Source organism: Frondihabitans australicus (assembly GCF_003634555.1).
GTDB classification, from domain to species: Bacteria; Actinomycetota; Actinomycetes; order Actinomycetales; family Microbacteriaceae; genus Frondihabitans; species Frondihabitans australicus.
This window is the reverse complement of sequence record NZ_RBKS01000001.1, coordinates 3,069,807-3,084,375: the sequence shown is the minus strand read 5'-3', so window position 1 is coordinate 3,084,375 and position 14,569 is coordinate 3,069,807. Positions and strand designations below refer to the sequence as shown.

General features: G+C 67.4%; 14 protein-coding genes and 2 tRNA genes. 13 read left to right on the top strand and 3 right to left on the bottom strand.

From position 1 onward, the window contains the following. Positions 1 to 45: 45 nt before the first annotated feature. The 8 genes from gnd (at position 46) to C8E83_RS14650 (ending at position 8,267) form a co-directional block, all read left to right on the top strand. Positions 46 to 936, top strand: coding sequence for a phosphogluconate dehydrogenase (NAD(+)-dependent, decarboxylating) (gene gnd, locus C8E83_RS14685; RefSeq protein WP_121370591.1), 891 nt, complete (start codon positions 46 to 48; stop codon positions 934 to 936). A gap of 44 nt (positions 937 to 980) precedes the next feature. Further along, the gene (recF, locus tag C8E83_RS14680; RefSeq protein ID WP_121370589.1) at positions 981 to 2,150 is read left to right on the top strand and encodes a DNA replication/repair protein RecF; all 1,170 of its coding nucleotides are present in this window, start codon (positions 981 to 983) and stop codon (positions 2,148 to 2,150) included. Continuing rightward, positions 2,147 to 2,647: a DciA family protein gene (locus C8E83_RS14675; protein ID WP_121370587.1), complete on the top strand. Its 501-nt coding sequence runs from the start codon at positions 2,147 to 2,149 to the stop codon at positions 2,645 to 2,647. The genes recF and C8E83_RS14675 overlap by 4 nt, the downstream gene beginning before the upstream one ends. 200 nt (positions 2,648 to 2,847) lie before the next feature. Beyond that, positions 2,848 to 4,848, top strand: a complete 2,001-nt coding sequence (gene gyrB / locus C8E83_RS14670; RefSeq protein ID WP_121370585.1) for a DNA topoisomerase (ATP-hydrolyzing) subunit B — start codon at positions 2,848 to 2,850, stop codon at positions 4,846 to 4,848. An 80-nt stretch (positions 4,849 to 4,928) separates the two neighbouring features. Further along, positions 4,929 to 7,604 carry a DNA gyrase subunit A gene (gene gyrA, locus C8E83_RS14665; protein ID WP_121370584.1) on the top strand — a complete coding sequence of 892 codons (2,676 nt, stop codon included), beginning with the start codon at positions 4,929 to 4,931 and terminating at the stop codon, positions 7,602 to 7,604. Continuing rightward, positions 7,601 to 8,008 (top strand): DUF3566 domain-containing protein, encoded by a 408-nt coding sequence (locus C8E83_RS14660; RefSeq protein WP_121370582.1) that lies wholly within the window; start codon positions 7,601 to 7,603, stop codon positions 8,006 to 8,008. The genes gyrA and C8E83_RS14660 overlap by 4 nt, the downstream gene beginning before the upstream one ends. 74 nt (positions 8,009 to 8,082) lie before the next feature. Then, a tRNA-Ile gene (locus C8E83_RS14655) sits at positions 8,083 to 8,159 on the top strand. Positions 8,160 to 8,194: 35 nt separating this feature from the next. Further along, positions 8,195 to 8,267: transfer RNA gene (locus C8E83_RS14650), tRNA-Ala, on the top strand. Between the two features lie 214 nt (positions 8,268 to 8,481). On the opposite strand, the gene C8E83_RS14645 is transcribed toward C8E83_RS14650, so the two are convergent. Further along, a complete protein-coding gene (locus tag C8E83_RS14645) occupies positions 8,482 to 9,126 on the bottom strand; it encodes a hypothetical protein (protein ID WP_121370580.1) in 645 nt (214 codons plus the stop codon). A 122-nt stretch (positions 9,127 to 9,248) separates the two neighbouring features. On the opposite strand from C8E83_RS14645, the gene C8E83_RS14640 reads away from it, so the two are divergent. Together C8E83_RS14640 and C8E83_RS14635 are read left to right on the top strand one after the other, a co-directional pair. Beyond that, on the top strand, positions 9,249 to 9,794 hold the full coding sequence (locus C8E83_RS14640; protein ID WP_121370578.1) for a peptidylprolyl isomerase: 546 nt from the start codon (positions 9,249 to 9,251) through the stop codon (positions 9,792 to 9,794). Further along, positions 9,787 to 10,647, top strand: a complete 861-nt coding sequence (locus tag C8E83_RS14635) for a rhomboid family intramembrane serine protease (RefSeq protein ID WP_211331707.1) — start codon at positions 9,787 to 9,789, stop codon at positions 10,645 to 10,647. Before C8E83_RS14640 ends, C8E83_RS14635 begins: the two co-directional genes overlap by 8 nt. 244 nt (positions 10,648 to 10,891) lie before the next feature. Here the strand turns inward: C8E83_RS14635 and C8E83_RS14630 are convergent, their stop codons facing one another. Further along, complete coding sequence (locus tag C8E83_RS14630; protein ID WP_121370575.1) at positions 10,892 to 11,143, bottom strand: cell division protein CrgA; 252 nt, start codon at positions 11,141 to 11,143, stop codon at positions 10,892 to 10,894. A 72-nt stretch (positions 11,144 to 11,215) separates the two neighbouring features. On the opposite strand from C8E83_RS14630, the gene C8E83_RS14625 reads away from it, so the two are divergent. The 3 genes from C8E83_RS14625 to C8E83_RS14620 are packed head-to-tail and all read left to right on the top strand — an operon-like array spanning position 11,216 to position 12,827. Further along, positions 11,216 to 11,983 (top strand): class E sortase, encoded by a 768-nt coding sequence (locus C8E83_RS14625; protein ID WP_121370573.1) that lies wholly within the window; start codon positions 11,216 to 11,218, stop codon positions 11,981 to 11,983. 3 nt (positions 11,984 to 11,986) lie between these two features. Beyond that, complete coding sequence (locus tag C8E83_RS19275; RefSeq protein ID WP_147430191.1) at positions 11,987 to 12,145, top strand: DUF4175 domain-containing protein; 159 nt, start codon at positions 11,987 to 11,989, stop codon at positions 12,143 to 12,145. A gap of 43 nt (positions 12,146 to 12,188) precedes the next feature. Next, positions 12,189 to 12,827 carry an anthranilate synthase component II gene (locus C8E83_RS14620; protein ID WP_121370571.1) on the top strand — a complete coding sequence of 213 codons (639 nt, stop codon included), beginning with the start codon at positions 12,189 to 12,191 and terminating at the stop codon, positions 12,825 to 12,827. Between the two features lie 36 nt (positions 12,828 to 12,863). On the opposite strand, the gene pknB is transcribed toward C8E83_RS14620, so the two are convergent. Next, on the bottom strand, positions 12,864 to 14,564 hold the full coding sequence (gene pknB, locus C8E83_RS14615) for a Stk1 family PASTA domain-containing Ser/Thr kinase (RefSeq protein WP_342768932.1): 1,701 nt from the start codon (positions 14,562 to 14,564) through the stop codon (positions 12,864 to 12,866). Positions 14,565 to 14,569: the final 5 nt, after the last annotated feature.

Below are 14,569 nucleotides of genomic sequence, written 5' to 3'. Positions count from 1 at the left end.
GTGCGCCCCGACCTCTGACGCGCGCTCACTGAACAAAGGAATCTCATGCACATCGGCCTCGTCGGTCTCGGCAAAATGGGCAACAACATGCGCGCGCGTCTGCGCGAGCACGACATCGAGGTGACCGGGTACGACAACAACCCCGCCGTCTCCGACGTCGCCTCGCTGAAAGACCTCGCGGCCGCTCTGCCGGCGCCGCGCATCGTCTGGGTCATGGTCCCCTCCGGCCCGATCACGGCCGGCGTCGTGAAGGAGCTGTCGGAGGCCCTCGACGAGGGCGACATGATCATCGACGGCGGCAACTCGAAGTTCACCAGCGACTTCGACAACGAGAAGCTGCTCGAGCCCAAGGGCATCAAGTACGTCGACGCCGGCGTCTCGGGCGGCGTCTGGGGCCTCCAGAACGGCTACGGCCTCATGGTCGGCGGCTCCGACGAGGACATCGAGTACGCCATGCCGATCTTCGACGCGCTCCGCCCCGAGGGCCCGCGCGAGGAGGGCTTCGTGCACGTCGGCCCGACCGGCGCCGGCCACTACGCCAAGATGGTCCACAACGGCATCGAGTACGCCATCATGCAGGCCTACGGCGAGGGCTTCGAGCTCCTCGAGACCAAGAAGGACCTCATCAAGGACGTCACCGGCACGTTCAAGGCGTGGCAGCGCGGCACCGTCGTGCGCTCGTGGCTCCTCGAGCTCCTCGTCCTCGGCCTCGAACAGGACCCGTCGTTCGAGGAGATCTCGGGCTACGTCGAAGATTCCGGTGAGGGTCGCTGGACCCTCGAGGAGGCCATCGACAACGCCGTTCCGATGCCCGCCATCTCGGCGTCGATCTTCGCCCGCTTCGTGTCGCGTCAGGGCGACGGCTCGCCGACCATGAAGGCCGTCGCGGCGCTCCGCAACCAGTTCGGCGGCCACGCCGTCAAGAAGGCCGACTAGCCTTCGACGACAGGCCACAAGGCCGAGAACCCGTAAGGGCCCGCGTGCGCGTACTCCATCTGAGCCTGACCGACTTCCGCAACTACCGGTCGGCCGAGGTGTCTCTCGCTCGCGGGCCCAACCTGTTCGTCGGTCGCAACGGCCAGGGCAAGACGAATCTCGTCGAGTCTCTCGGGTACCTGGCTACCCTCGGGTCGCACCGGGTCAGCTCCGACGCGGCTCTGATCCGGCAGGGTCAAGACTCGGCGATCGTGCGCGCACGACTGGAGAGCAACGATCGCGAGCTCCTGGCCGAGGTCCAGATCAACAGGTCGAGCCCGAACCGAGCCCAGATCAACCGCGGCGCGATCAAGCCGCGCGAGCTGCCGCGCTACTTCTCGAGCGTGCTCTTCGCCCCCGAAGACCTCTCACTCGTCCGCGGCGAGCCCGGCGGCCGCCGACGGTTCCTCGACGAGCTCCTCGTCGCGCGCAATCCCCGGCTGGCCGGCGTCCTCAGCGACTACGACCGCGTGCTCCGCCAGCGCAACACGCTGCTGAAGTCGGCTCGAGCCTCCCGCGTGCCGGCCGACAAGCTGAGCACCCTCGACATCTGGGACGACCGCCTCGTCGCCCTCGGCTCCGAGATCATCTCGTCTCGCGACATCCTCGTGGAGGCTCTGCGACCCCGGGTCCGCGATTCGTACGCGGCGGTGGCGGGCGACGATCACGCGGCTGAGCTGGCTACCGTGCTGAGCATCCGGGGCTCCGGCGCTGACATCGACGACGCCTCCGACGAGCAGGGCGCGCAGGAGCCGACGGCTTCAGCCGACATCGCCCCTCTCTTCCGCGAGGCGCTGGCCCGGGTCCGCCCGAAAGAGCTGGAGAGAGGCATCACCCTCGTGGGCCCCCACCGCGACGACCTCTTCCTCTCCCTGAACGGCCTGCCCGCCCGCGGATACGCCAGCCACGGCGAGTCGTGGTCGTTCGCCCTCGCCCTCAAGCTCGGATCGGCCGCGGTCCTCCGCACCGATTCCTCGACGGGCGACCCGGTGATCGTGCTCGACGACGTGTTCGCCGAGCTCGACCGGACCCGGCGAGAGCGCCTCGCCGACGCGGTCGCCGACTACGAGCAGGTCCTCATCACCGCGGCAGTCGAGGAGGACGTCCCCGAACGGCTCGCCGCCCACACCGTGCGGATCTCGCAGGGCACGATCGTCGAGGGGGAGTCGGAGTGAGCGAGGAACGCGAGCCGGAGACCGAGTCGCAGCGGGTGTACCTCAGGCTGCGCAGGGTGTTCGGCGATCCTGCGACCCGATCTCGCGACGGGCGACGTCGCCTCGTCCGGTCGACTTCGGAGAGCAAGCCCTTCGGCTCGGGGCGCGACCCGAAGGGGCTGGCGGACGTGATCCTCGGCGTGACGACCGAGCTCGGGTGGAACTCGACTCTCGCGCAGTCGGATCTGATGGAGGCGTGGCCGGGAATGGTGGGCGACGAGCTCGCCGGGCACTCGACTCCGGTGGGTGTGGAGGACGGCACGCTGACCGTGCAGTGCGACTCGACGGCGTGGGCCACGCAGCTCCGGATCATGCGCTCGCAGATCACCACATCGATCATCGAGAGGTACCCGGAGGCCGGCATCGAGTCGATCCGTTTTCTGGCACCCAACGCCCCGAGCTGGAAAAGCGGCCCCAGATCGGTTCCAGGGCGTGGTCCTCGCGATACCTACGGCTGAGAGGGGTCAACAGGTCACCCGGCCGCTGAAAACGCCTCTGAGAGCGAAATTCGCGGTTTCGCGGCGGCCCGTGGGGTAGACTGGAGCGGTCGTTCAGGGGCTGTTTTCCGGTGTTCTCCGGCGCACGATGTCGTGCTCCGAGATCCGCCGTCGACCGCCGTGTGCGACGTCTCAGAACAACGGCAGGAGCCTCACAACAGATGTCAGCCAATTCGCCCGACGGTAACGACCACAGCTACGAAGCAAGCGACATCCAGGTTCTCGAGGGGCTCGAGGCCGTCCGCAAGCGTCCGGGCATGTACATCGGCTCGACCGGGCCGAGGGGTCTGCACCACCTCGTGCAGGAGATCGTCGACAACTCCGTCGACGAGGCCCTCGGCGGCTACTGCGACACCATCAACGTCTTCCTCCGCGAGGACGGCGGCGTTCGCGTCGTCGACAACGGCCGCGGAATCCCCGTCGACATCCACCCGGTCGAGAAGAAGTCGACCGTCGAGGTCGTCCTGACCGTGCTCCACGCGGGCGGCAAGTTCGGCGGCTCGGGCTACGCGGTCTCGGGCGGCCTGCACGGCGTCGGCTCCTCCGTCGTGAACGCGCTGTCGACCGAGCTCGATGTCGAGGTCCACCGGCAGGGCTCCGTCTGGCGCCAGAGCTACACCGACGGCGTTCCCGTCGCGCCGCTCGCCAAGGGCGAGGACGTCGACGACACCGGCACCATCATCACCTTCTGGCCGAACGCCGAGATCTTCGAGACCGTCGAGTTCGACTACGAGACGCTGCGCAGTCGCTTCCAGCAGATGGCGTTCCTCAACAAAGGCCTGCGGATCACGCTCACCGACGAACGGCCTCCCGTCGTCGACGACGCCGACACCGGTCTCGATCCGGAGGCCGCGCCGCACCGCCACGACGACTTCCTGTACGAGAAGGGTCTCGAGGACTACGTCCAGTACCTCAACTCGTCCAAGAAGAACGAGGTGATCCACGAGGACATCATCGCGTTCGAGGCCGAGGACACCGAGCGTCGTATGTCGCTCGAGGTCGCTATGCAGTGGAACTCGGGCTACACCGAGAGCGTGCACACCTACGCCAACGTGATCAACACGCACGAGGGCGGCACGCACGAGGAGGGCTTCCGCGCTGCGCTGACCACCCTGGTCAACAAGTACGGCCGCGAGAAGGGCTTCATCAAGGAGAAAGAGGACAACCTCTCCGGTGAAGACGTCCGCGAGGGCCTGACCGCCGTCATCTCGATCAAGCTCTCCGAGCCGCAGTTCGAGGGCCAGACCAAGACCAAGCTCGGCAACACCGAGGCCAAGTCGTTCACGCAGAAGGTCGCGTTCGAGCAGCTCAACGACTGGTTCGACCGCAACCCCAAGCAGGCGCAGCTCATCGTGCGCAAGGGCCAGTCGGCTCAGGCGGCGCGCCTCGCCGCCCGGAAGGCCCGCGACCAGACCCGGCGCAAGGGCGTCCTCGAGTCGAACGGCATGCCCGGAAAACTGAAGGACTGCCAGTCGAAAGACCCGGCGCTCAGCGAGATCTTCCTCGTCGAGGGCGACTCGGCCGGCGGCTCGGCGGTCCAGGGCCGCAACCCCGAGACGCAGGCGATCCTGCCTCTCCGCGGCAAGATCCTCAACGTCGAGAAGGCGCGCCTCGACCGCGCTCTCGGCAACAACGAGGTGCAGGCGATGATCAAGGCGTTCGGCGCCGACATCGGCGACGACTTCGATCCTGACAAGGCGCGATATCACAAGATCGTGCTCATGGCCGACGCCGACGTCGACGGCCAGCACATCACGACGCTGCTGCTGACCCTGCTGTTCCGCTACATGCGGCCGCTGATCGACCTCGGCTACGTCTACCTGGCGATGCCGCCGCTGTTCAAGCTGAAGTGGTCGAACGCACCGCACGAGTACGTCTACAGCGACGAGGAGCGCGACGCCCTGGCCGCTGCCGGTCGCGCCGCGGGCAAGCGCATGCCGAAAGACAACGGGATCCAGCGCTACAAGGGGCTCGGCGAGATGGACTACAAGGAGCTCTGGGAGACCACGATGGACCCCGAGACCCGCACGCTCCGCCAGGTCACCCTCGACGACGCCGTGGCGGCCGACTCCATCTTCAACACGCTCATGGGCGAAGACGTCGAGCTGCGACGCAACTTCATCCAGCAGAACGCGAAAGACGTTCGCTTCCTCGACATCTGATCCGCGGGCGGCCCTCACTGGGCTGATCGTGATGGCTTCGCGCAGGATGCACGGGGCCGGCTACCGAAAGAAATCCCACCATGGCAGACGACACAGACCTCCCCGAGGGCACCGATCCCGCCGAGGCCGCGACCGAGTTCGAAGCGGCAATCAAGCGCGACGCGATCGAGCCGGTCGACCTCCAGATCGAGATGCAGCGGTCGTACCTCGACTACGCGATGAGCGTCATCGTCGGGCGCGCCCTCCCCGAGGTGCGCGACGGCCTGAAGCCGGTGCACCGCCGCGTGATCTACACGATGTTCGACGGCGGCTACCGCCCCGACCGCGCGTTCTCGAAGTGCGCTCGCGTCGTCGGCGACGTCATGGGCAACTTCCACCCGCACGGCGACACTGCGATCTACGACGCGCTCGTCCGCCTCGTCCAGCCGTGGAGCCTCCGGTACCCGCTGGCGCTCGGCCAGGGCAACTTCGGTTCCCCGGGCAACGACGGTGCCGCGGCGCCGCGGTACACCGAGACCAAGATGGCCCCGCTGGCGCTCGAGATGGTGCGCGACATCGACGAAGACACCGTCGACTTCACCGACAACTACGACGGTCGCACTCAAGAGCCGACGATCCTGCCCGCCAGGTTCCCGAACCTGCTGGTGAACGGCTCGGTCGGCATCGCCGTGGGCATGGCGACGAACATCCCGCCGCACAACCTCCGCGAGGTCGCCGACGGCGCGCAGTGGTACCTCCAGAACCCCGAGGCCACGCGCGAAGAGCTCCTCGAGGCGCTCATGCAGCGCATCAAGGGCCCCGACTTCCCGACCGGCGCGCAGATCCTGGGCGTCCGCGGCATCCACGACGCGTACCGCACGGGCCGCGGCTCGATCACCATGCGCGCCGTCGTCAACGTCGAGGAGATCCAGGGCCGCACCTGCCTCGTCGTCACCGAGCTGCCGTACCAGGTCAACCCCGACAACCTCGCCATCAAGATCGCCGACCTCGTCCGCGAGGGCCGCGTGGCCGGCATCGCCGACATCCGCGACGAGACCTCGGGCCGCACCGGGCAGCGCCTCGTGATCGTGCTCAAGCGCGACGCCGTGGCCAAGGTCGTGCTCAACAATCTCTACAAGCACACCTCGCTTCAGGAGAACTTCGGCGCCAACATGCTGGCGATCGTCGACGGCGTGCCCCGCACCCTCCCGCTCGACGGCTTCATCACCGCGTGGGTCGCGCACCAGATCGAGGTCATCGTCCGGCGCACCACCTTCCGCCTGCGCAAGGCCGAGGCCGACGCCCACATCCTGCGCGGCTACATCAAGGCGCTCGACGCCCTCGACGAGGTGATCGCCCTCATCCGCCGCAGCGAGACCGTCGACGACGCCCGCACCGGCCTGATGGAGCTGCTGGACGTCGACGAGCTGCAGGCGAACGCGATCCTGGCCATGCAGCTGCGCCGCCTCGCCGCCCTGGAGCGCCAGAAGATCCAGGACGAACATGACGAGCTCGAGCGCAAGATTGAGGACTTCAAGGACATCCTCGCGAAGCCGGAGCGCCAGCGCACCATCGTCAGCGACGAGCTGCAGGAGATCACCGACAAGTACGGTGACGACCGCCGCACCGAGATCATGTTCGGCTTCGACGGCGACATGAGCGTCGAAGACCTCATCCCGGAAGAGGAGATGGTCGTCACCCTCACGCGCGGCGGCTACATCAAGCGCACACGCAGCGACAACTACCGGTCGCAGCACCGCGGAGGCAAGGGCGTCAAGGGCGCTCAGCTGAGGGCAGACGACGTCGTCGAGCACTTCTTCGTCACGACCACGCACCACTGGCTCCTGTTCCTCACGAACATGGGCCGCGTCTACCGCGCCAAGGCCTACGAGCTGCAGGAGGCCGGACGCGACGCCAAGGGCCAGCACGTCGCAAACCTCCTCGCCATGCAGCCCGACGAGGAGATCTCGCAGGTCCTCGACATCCCCGACTACGAGGTGGCCGACTACCTCGTGCTGGCGACCCGCGACGGCCTCATCAAGAAGACCGCACTCACGGAGTACGACACGAACCGCACCGGCGGCATCATCGCGATCAACCTCCGCGACGGCGACGAGCTCGTCTCGGCGCTGCTCGTCGGCGAGCACGACGACCTCCTCCTCGTGTCGCGTCACGGCATGTCGCTGCGCTTCACGGCCACGAACGACTCGCTGCGGCCCATGGGCCGCTCGACCTCCGGCGTGAAGGGCATGACCTTCCGCGACGGAGACTCGCTCCTGTCGGCCTCGGTCGTCGGCGAAGAGGGCTACGTCTTCGTGGTCACCGAGGGCGGCTACGCCAAGCGCACCGCCGCCGACCAGTACCGCGTGCAGAACCGCGGCGGGCTCGGCATCAAGGTCGCGAAGCTGGCCGAAGCCCGAGGCGACCTCGCCGGCGCCATGATCGTCTCCGAGGACGACGAGGTGCTCGTCGTTCTGGAGCAGGGCAAAGTGGTAAGGTCTGCCGTGGCCGAGGTACCAGCCAAGGGCCGCGACACCATGGGCGTCGTCTTCGCCCGTTTCGCCACCGACGACCGGATCATCGCCGTCGCTCGCAACACCGAGCGCAACCTCGAGGGCACCCTCGAATCGGCCGACGGCGACGACGAAGATGGTCCCGCAGACGGAGGCGACTCCACAGCAGACTCTGGCACCGTAGACGGAGCCGTTGAAGAGGGTGACACCACGCCCGCCGCCAGCACGGGTGAGCCCGCCGGAGAGGACACGACCGAAGAATGACCAGCGTCGCCGAGAAACTGCAGTCGAAAGCCAAGAGGCCCGTCGGCACGAAGCAGGTCCGACTCAAGCTCGTCTACGTCGACTTCTGGTCGGCCGTGAAGCTCTCGTTCCTCATCTCCGTCGCGCTCGGCATCATCACCGTGGTCGCCACGTTCCTGGTCTACGTGATCCTCGAACGCCTCGGCATCTTCTCGACCGTCGACTCCCTCCTCCAGGAGATCCTCGGCGACTCGAAGTTCACGCTTCAAGACACCCTGTCCATCGGCCAGGTCATGCTGTTCGCCGTGGTCGTGGCCGTCCTCAACGTGATCATCGGCATCGTCCTCGGCGCCATCGCCGCGGTGCTCTACAACCTCAGCGTGCGGATCACCGGCGGTCTCCTCGTCGGCTTCACCAACAACTAGGTCACAGGAGCAGAGGTGCCCGGCTCCGATTCGGAGAATCGGGGTGCCATAGGGTACTGTCTTATCCGGCCCAGGGGGCTATAGCTCAGGCGGTTAGAGCGCTTCGCTGATAACGAAGAGGTCCTAGGTTCAAGTCCTAGTAGCCCCACCACAATTCCATCCCACACCCGCAGCACTCGCTGCAACGGGGCCTTAGCTCAGTTGGTAGAGCGCCTGCTTTGCAAGCAGGATGTCAGGAGTTCGATTCTCCTAGGCTCCACATGTTCGGGCGGCCTTCGGTCGCCCTCCCACCGGCTCTTGTGCCTGTTTGGCCGCCTGCCGGCGGCGCGCGACCGGCTTCGCCGGCGCTGGGGCGCTCTGCTTTTCTGGCCGCCTGCCGGCGGCATGGCGACGGCTTCGCCGCGCCCGGGGGGACGGGGAAAGCCCGCCGAGCGAGGGCTCGACGGGCTTTCGGGGGCTCCTGCGACCTGGGGTCAGTTCGTGGGGGAGTCGTTGTCGTCGGCGACCCAGAGCTCGTCGTCGGCACGCAGCGTCTGAACCGCCGCGAAGACGACGGCGCCGAGTGCGATGGCGCCCAGGATGATGAGGAACACACCGCCGCCGGAGATGCCCTTCTTCTGGCTCTTCTTCACGTCGCGCACGACCTTGGCGACCTTGATCGCACCGCGCGGGTGCTTCGCGGCAGCCTTGGCGGCCTTCTTCAGCGCCTTGCGCTTCGCCTTCTTGGAGAGCTTCTTGCCGGTCTTCTTCGCGTCGGAGATCACCGACTGCACATTGGCATCGGAGAGAGCCTCCGAGACGGCGTCACCGAGACCGGTCGACTTGACCCTGTCGGCGACCACGGGTGCGACATCGTTCACGAGGCGGTCCTTTCCATACGAGGCCGCCGCGTTGGCTGTCGACACACCGGTGGCGACCGCTGGCTTGACCTGGTTCTCGAACGCCGCCTTCACTCGCGGCGCCACGTCGTTGACGGCGACCGAGGCCGCCTCCACGCCGACGTCGTGCCAGAAGTGACCCGCGCTGCCCAGAGCCTCCTTCTGCTCGCCCCAGACGTCTGACGCTTGGTTCTTGAGCTTGTCGAACTCGCGAGCGCGTTGCTTGCTGATCGTAGCCATCGGGTCTCCTCACAGTGGTGGTCGCGGCGTTCACCCATCCTGGCACGCGCCCTCCTGGCAGGTCACAGGATGGTGTCTGAGGGGAGACTGAATACGCCCTGCGCTGTGAAAGAATTGCTGACATGTCAACGCACACCGCTGTCGCCACGATCGCCACGAACAAGGGCACCATCACGGTGAACCTGTTCGGCAACCACGCACCGAAGACCGTCGCCAACTTCACCGGACTCGCCACCGGCACCATCGAGTGGACCCACCCGGCCACGGGGGCGAAGTCGACCGACAAGCTCTACGACGGCGTCATCTTCCACCGCATCATCCCCGACTTCATGATCCAGGGCGGCGACCCGCTCGGCCAGGGCGTCGGCGGCCCGGGGTACAACTTCGACGACGAGATCCACCCCGAGCTCACGTTCGCCGAGCCCTACATCCTCGCCATGGCCAACGCCGGCACGCGCGGCGGCCGCGGCACCAACGGCTCGCAGTTCTTCATCACGACGGTTCCGACCCCGTGGCTGCAGGGCAAGCACACCATCTTCGGTGTCGTCGCGGACGACGAGTCGAAGAAGGTCGTCGACGCGATCCAGGCCGTCCCGACCGACGGTCGCGACAAGCCCCTCGACGACGTCGTGATCGAGAGCATCACCATCGACGAGGTCGGTGCCTGACCCCTCCGTGACCTACGCACCACGCAACGCCGACAACTACTGCTACCGGCACCCCGACCGCCAGAGCTTCGTGCTCTGCCAGCGGTGCGGTCGCACGATCTGCCCCCAGTGCCAGACACCGGGGGCCGTCGGCGTGCTCTGCCCCGAGTGCATGCGCGAGCAGCGGGCCAACGCCCCCCGGGTGAAGCCGCAGGTCGTCACGCGGATGAACAGCCTGGCGCGCTCGGGCGGCCCCATCGCCACCTACGTGCTGATGGGGCTGCTCGCCCTCGGGTTCCTGGTGGGCCTCGTCCCCGGCGCTCCGTCGCGGCTGGCCTACATCGGGCCGTACGCGACGATCGAGCCCTGGCGGATCATCACCGGGCTGTTCGTCTACAACGGCCTCACTTCGATCCTGCAGCTGGCCTTCAACGGGTACATGCTGTACTTCTTCGGCGGCATGATCGAGCGGCAGATCGGCTCGATCCGCTACGCGGCGCTCTACCTCGTCGGCGGACTCGGCGCCGAGGCGGCCGTCACGCTGGTGCAGCCGGGCAGCAGCGTCCTCCTCGGCGGCACGGCCGCGGTCTTCGGGCTCTTCGGCGCGTTCTACATGATCCAGCGGCATCTGGGTAATCAGGCCGTGCAGATCCTGGTGATCGTGGCGCTCAACGTCGTGATCGGCCTCGTCGTCGGCACGCCGTGGACCGCCTATGTCGGCGCCGTCCTCATCGGGGGGCTCGTGGGCTGGATCTTCATGCGCCTGCAGAACCGCTCGCAGAGGCCGCAGCAGATCGGCGCGACGGTCGCGGTCGCCGTGGTGCTTCTCGCGATCATCCTGCTGCGATCGGCGCAGCTCGCCGGCCTCCTGTAGCCCGCGAATCCCCAAGCTCCACGAATCCGACGGCGCAGGAGCCCGCGCTCACCTCACGACGAAGCCCCCGTTCCGAGAACGGGGGCTTCGTCGTACGTGGAGGCCCGAGCTACAGAGACCCGAGTTATTAAGAACTGTGGACAGTGTGGGGATAACTTCGAGAGTTATCCACAGGTCTATTAACAGTGGGGATAATTACACCCGTGTAACTCAGTGCCTCATGGTGGACCTTCGCTCCAGTGAATCAGCGCCAGCGCGTCGTCATGAGGAAGCCGACGAACATGATGCCGAAGCCGACGAGGATGTTCCACGCGCCGAGAGCCGGCACCGGGAAGGTGCTCGAGCTCAGGTAGTACACGATGATCCAGGCCAGCCCGAGAAGCATGAAGCCGAACATCACCGGCTTGAACCACACCGGGTTCGGCTGGGTGCCGGTCGAGCCGGACTCACTGACGGCGTTGCCCGCAGCGCGCGCGCTCTTCTTGTCTTTGGCCATGGCCAGAAGTGTACCGGTATGTCACCTGTGGACAATCGACGGACGCCCAGTGGCCGCCCGTAGAATCGACGCATGACAGACCAGCTCCAGCACGCGGGGCGCCGGCGTGCGGGGCGCGGCACGTCGGTGGTGGGCGTGCTGGGTGAGGTGCTCATCACGATGGGCGTTCTGGTCCTGATGTTCATCGCCTGGCAGCAGTGGTTCAACGACGTCGTCGTCTCGAACCAGACCAGCAACCAGGCGTCGTCGATCAGCCGGTCGCTGCAGCAGAAGGCCACCGCGACTCCGGCCCCCACCGCGACGCCAGGCAGCAGCACGAACCCGGCGATCACTCCGCCGGTGAAGGGCACGGGCACTTTCGGCGTCCTCTACGTGCCGCGATTCGGGTCGACCTACAAGGTGCCGATCGCGGGCGGCACGACGACCTCGGGCACGCTCGACAAGGGCTACGCCGGTCACTACGACGACACCCAGATGCCCGGTCAGATCGGCAACTTCGCCGTCGCCGGCCACCGCACCACGCACGGCGCCCCCTTCGGGTCGATCGCCGACCTGCGCGTGGGCGATCACATCTACGTGCAGACGGCTCAGGGCTGGTACACCTACACGTTCCGCAACCTCGAGTACGTCAAGCCGACTCAGGTGCAGGTGCTGCAGCAGGTGCCCGATGCACCGAAGCTGACCGCGGCCGACTCGAAAGACAGACTGATCACGATGACCAGCTGCAACCCGAAGTACTCGGCCGCCGAGCGGATCATCGCCTACGGCGTCTTCACGTCGTGGCAGCCGCTGTCGGCAGGACCGCCGGCCGAGATCGCCTCCGAAGTGAAGGGAGCCTGACCCATGTACGCAGCGCTCTGGCGGATTCTCCCCGGCCGATGGTGGCTTCGAGTCCTCATTCTGATCGCCCTGGCGGCAGTGGTGACCTGGGCCCTGGTCACCTGGGTCTTCCCCTTCGCCGACTCGTTCGTCGAGCCGAACGTCACCGTCGGCTCGAACTGACCCCTTCTTCTTCCCATCAGCTTCTCCAGACAGTGAGCCTTTCATGACTCGAATCCTCGTCATCGACAACTACGACAGCTTCGTCTACACCCTCAACGGCTACCTCCAGCAGCTCGGCGCCCAGACCGACGTGGTGCGCAACGACTCGTTCCCGGGCGCGCAGGCGGCCAAGCGCATCTCCGACTACGACGGCGTGCTGCTCTCGCCCGGCCCCGGCACGCCCGCGGCGGCCGGCGTCTCGGTCGACGTCGTGCACGCCGCCCTCGAGACGGGCACGCCGCTCCTGGGCGTCTGCCTCGGCCACCAGGCCATCGCCGAGGCGCTCGGCGCGACGGTCACGCACGCCGAAGAGCTCATGCACGGCAAGACCTCGAAGGTCACCCACGACGGCAGCGCGTTCTACGGGAACGTGCCGCAGCCGTTCACCGCGACTCGATACCACTCGCTGGCCGTCGTGAACGACACCGTGCCCGACGAGCTCGAGATCACGGCTCGTACGGCCGGCGGCGTCATCATGGGGCTGCGTCACCGCGGCGCCGAGGTGTACGGGGTCCAGTTCCACCCAGAGTCCGTGCTCACCGAGGGCGGCTACAGCATGATCGGCAACTGGCTCGCGGTGGCGGGCGTCGAGGACGCCCCCGAGAAGGCGAAGGGCCTGAGCCCGCTGGTCAACCTCGGCTGACTCGAGTCTGTCGGCCGCCCCACGGCCAGGACGGCGTCAGCTGCCGGCGCAGTACGTGAGGGTGATCGGCGAGGCCTGTGGCTGCTCGCCCGGCGGCAGCGACTGCGCGGACACGGTCTCGCCCGTGCACGTGTAGTCGGCCTGCGGCGTCACGTCGAGCCCCAGCGCCGTGAGGGTGTTCGTGGCCTCGGTCAGAGGCTGCTGCGTCACGTCGGGCACCGCGACGGTGCCGCTGGACACGATGATGTTGACGCTGCTGCCGGGAGCCACCGCGGTGCCTGACGTCGGCGTTGTCGAGATCACGGTGCCCGAGGGGGCGGACGGCGAGTCCTGCTGCGTCTGCGAGCCCTTCACCAGCCCCGCGGACGTGATCGCCGCCCAGGCCGAGTCGCTGCTCTGACCGGTCACGTCGGGCATCGACACGGTCGCGGGGCCGGTCGAGACGTAGACGTCGATGGGCTCGCCCTTGGTGACGTTCTGGCCGGCGCCCGGCACGGTCTTGATGATGTGGCCGGAGGCGACCGACGAACTCGACTGGTCGGTGCGCGACGGGTCGAGCCCGAGCTTGGTCAGCTTGGCCGAGCCCTGCGCGTACGTCTCGGACGACAGGTTCGGCACCGTGCTGGCGTCGTTGTTCTCGAGCTTGATCGGCGACAGGTGCAGCACCCACACGACCACGGCGATCACGACCACCGCGATGAGGACGATGCCCGCCCAGAGCCAGGCCACCGGCGGCCGCGTCTGCGTGCGCGCAGGGCGGTTCGTGTCGGTGCTCGAGAGCTCTTTCAGGGCGGCGTCGGAACCTGCGGCGGTGCGAGGATCGACGCCGAACATCACCGTGGTGGGGGTCGGGGGCGCCGTGTGGATCTTGCGGGCGGGGAGTTGCCCTGCTCCGGCATCGACGACATCGGCGCGGAACTCGTGGGCCGACTGGAACCGGTCGAGGCGGTTCTTGGCGAGCGCGTGCAGGGTCACGGCGTCGAGAGCGGGCGAGATCGCAGGATTCAGGGTGCTCGGCGCCGCCGGCGGCTCGCTGACGTGCTGGTACGCCACGGCCACCGGCGAATCGCCGCGGAACGGGGGCCGCCCGGTCAGCATCTCGAAGAGCACGACCCCGGTCGAGTAGAGGTCGCTGCGTGCGTCGACGGTCTCGCCGCGCGCCTGCTCGGGAGAGAAGTATTGAGCGGTGCCGAGGATCGCCGTGGTCTGCGCGACGGTCGCGGCCGAGTCGGAGACGGCGCGGGCGATGCCGAAGTCCATCACCTTCACCTGGCCGGTGTGGGTCAGCATGACGTTGCCGGGCTTGATGTCGCGGTGCACGACGCCGGCGCGGTGGCTGTACTCGAGGGCGGTGAGGATGCCCTCGGTGATGCGCACGGCCTCCTTCGGAGGGAGCGGGCCCTCGGCGATGAGGTCTTTGAGCATGCGGCCCTCGACGTACTCCATGACGATGTACGGCACGAGGACGGTGTTGCCGAGGGCGTCGCGCGTGGTCTCTTCTCCGGCGTCGAAGACGCGGACGATGGTGGGGTGGGCCATGCGCGCTGCCGCCTGCGCCTCCTGGCGGAATCGGCTGCGGAACGACGGGTCGGTCGCGAGCTGCGACTTCATCAGCTTGATGGCGACCTGCCGGCCGAGACGGGAGTCGGTGCCGAGGTAGACGTTGGCCATACCGCCATGACCGATCAGCCGACCGATCTGGTATCGGTTGGCGAGGAGGCTGATCCCCTCGGTCACGCCTT

Bases quoted from the DNA above. Each gene is read 5' to 3' on its own strand.
- gnd (WP_121370591.1), top strand. From the start codon at position 46: ATGCACATCGGCCTCGTCGGTCTCGGCAAAATGGGCAACAACATGCGC.
- gyrB (WP_121370585.1), top strand. From the start codon at position 2,848: ATGTCAGCCAATTCGCCCGACGGTAACGACCACAGCTACGAAGCAAGC.
- gyrA (WP_121370584.1), top strand. From the start codon at position 4,929: ATGGCAGACGACACAGACCTCCCCGAGGGCACCGATCCCGCCGAGGCC.
- C8E83_RS14660 (WP_121370582.1), top strand. From the start codon at position 7,601: ATGACCAGCGTCGCCGAGAAACTGCAGTCGAAAGCCAAGAGGCCCGTC.
- C8E83_RS14645 (WP_121370580.1), bottom strand. From the start codon at position 9,126: ATGGCTACGATCAGCAAGCAACGCGCTCGCGAGTTCGACAAGCTCAAG.
- C8E83_RS14640 (WP_121370578.1), top strand. From the start codon at position 9,249: ATGTCAACGCACACCGCTGTCGCCACGATCGCCACGAACAAGGGCACC.
- C8E83_RS14630 (WP_121370575.1), bottom strand. From the start codon at position 11,143: ATGGCCAAAGACAAGAAGAGCGCGCGCGCTGCGGGCAACGCCGTCAGT.
- C8E83_RS14625 (WP_121370573.1), top strand. From the start codon at position 11,216: ATGACAGACCAGCTCCAGCACGCGGGGCGCCGGCGTGCGGGGCGCGGC.
- C8E83_RS19275 (WP_147430191.1), top strand. From the start codon at position 11,987: ATGTACGCAGCGCTCTGGCGGATTCTCCCCGGCCGATGGTGGCTTCGA.
- C8E83_RS14620 (WP_121370571.1), top strand. From the start codon at position 12,189: ATGACTCGAATCCTCGTCATCGACAACTACGACAGCTTCGTCTACACC.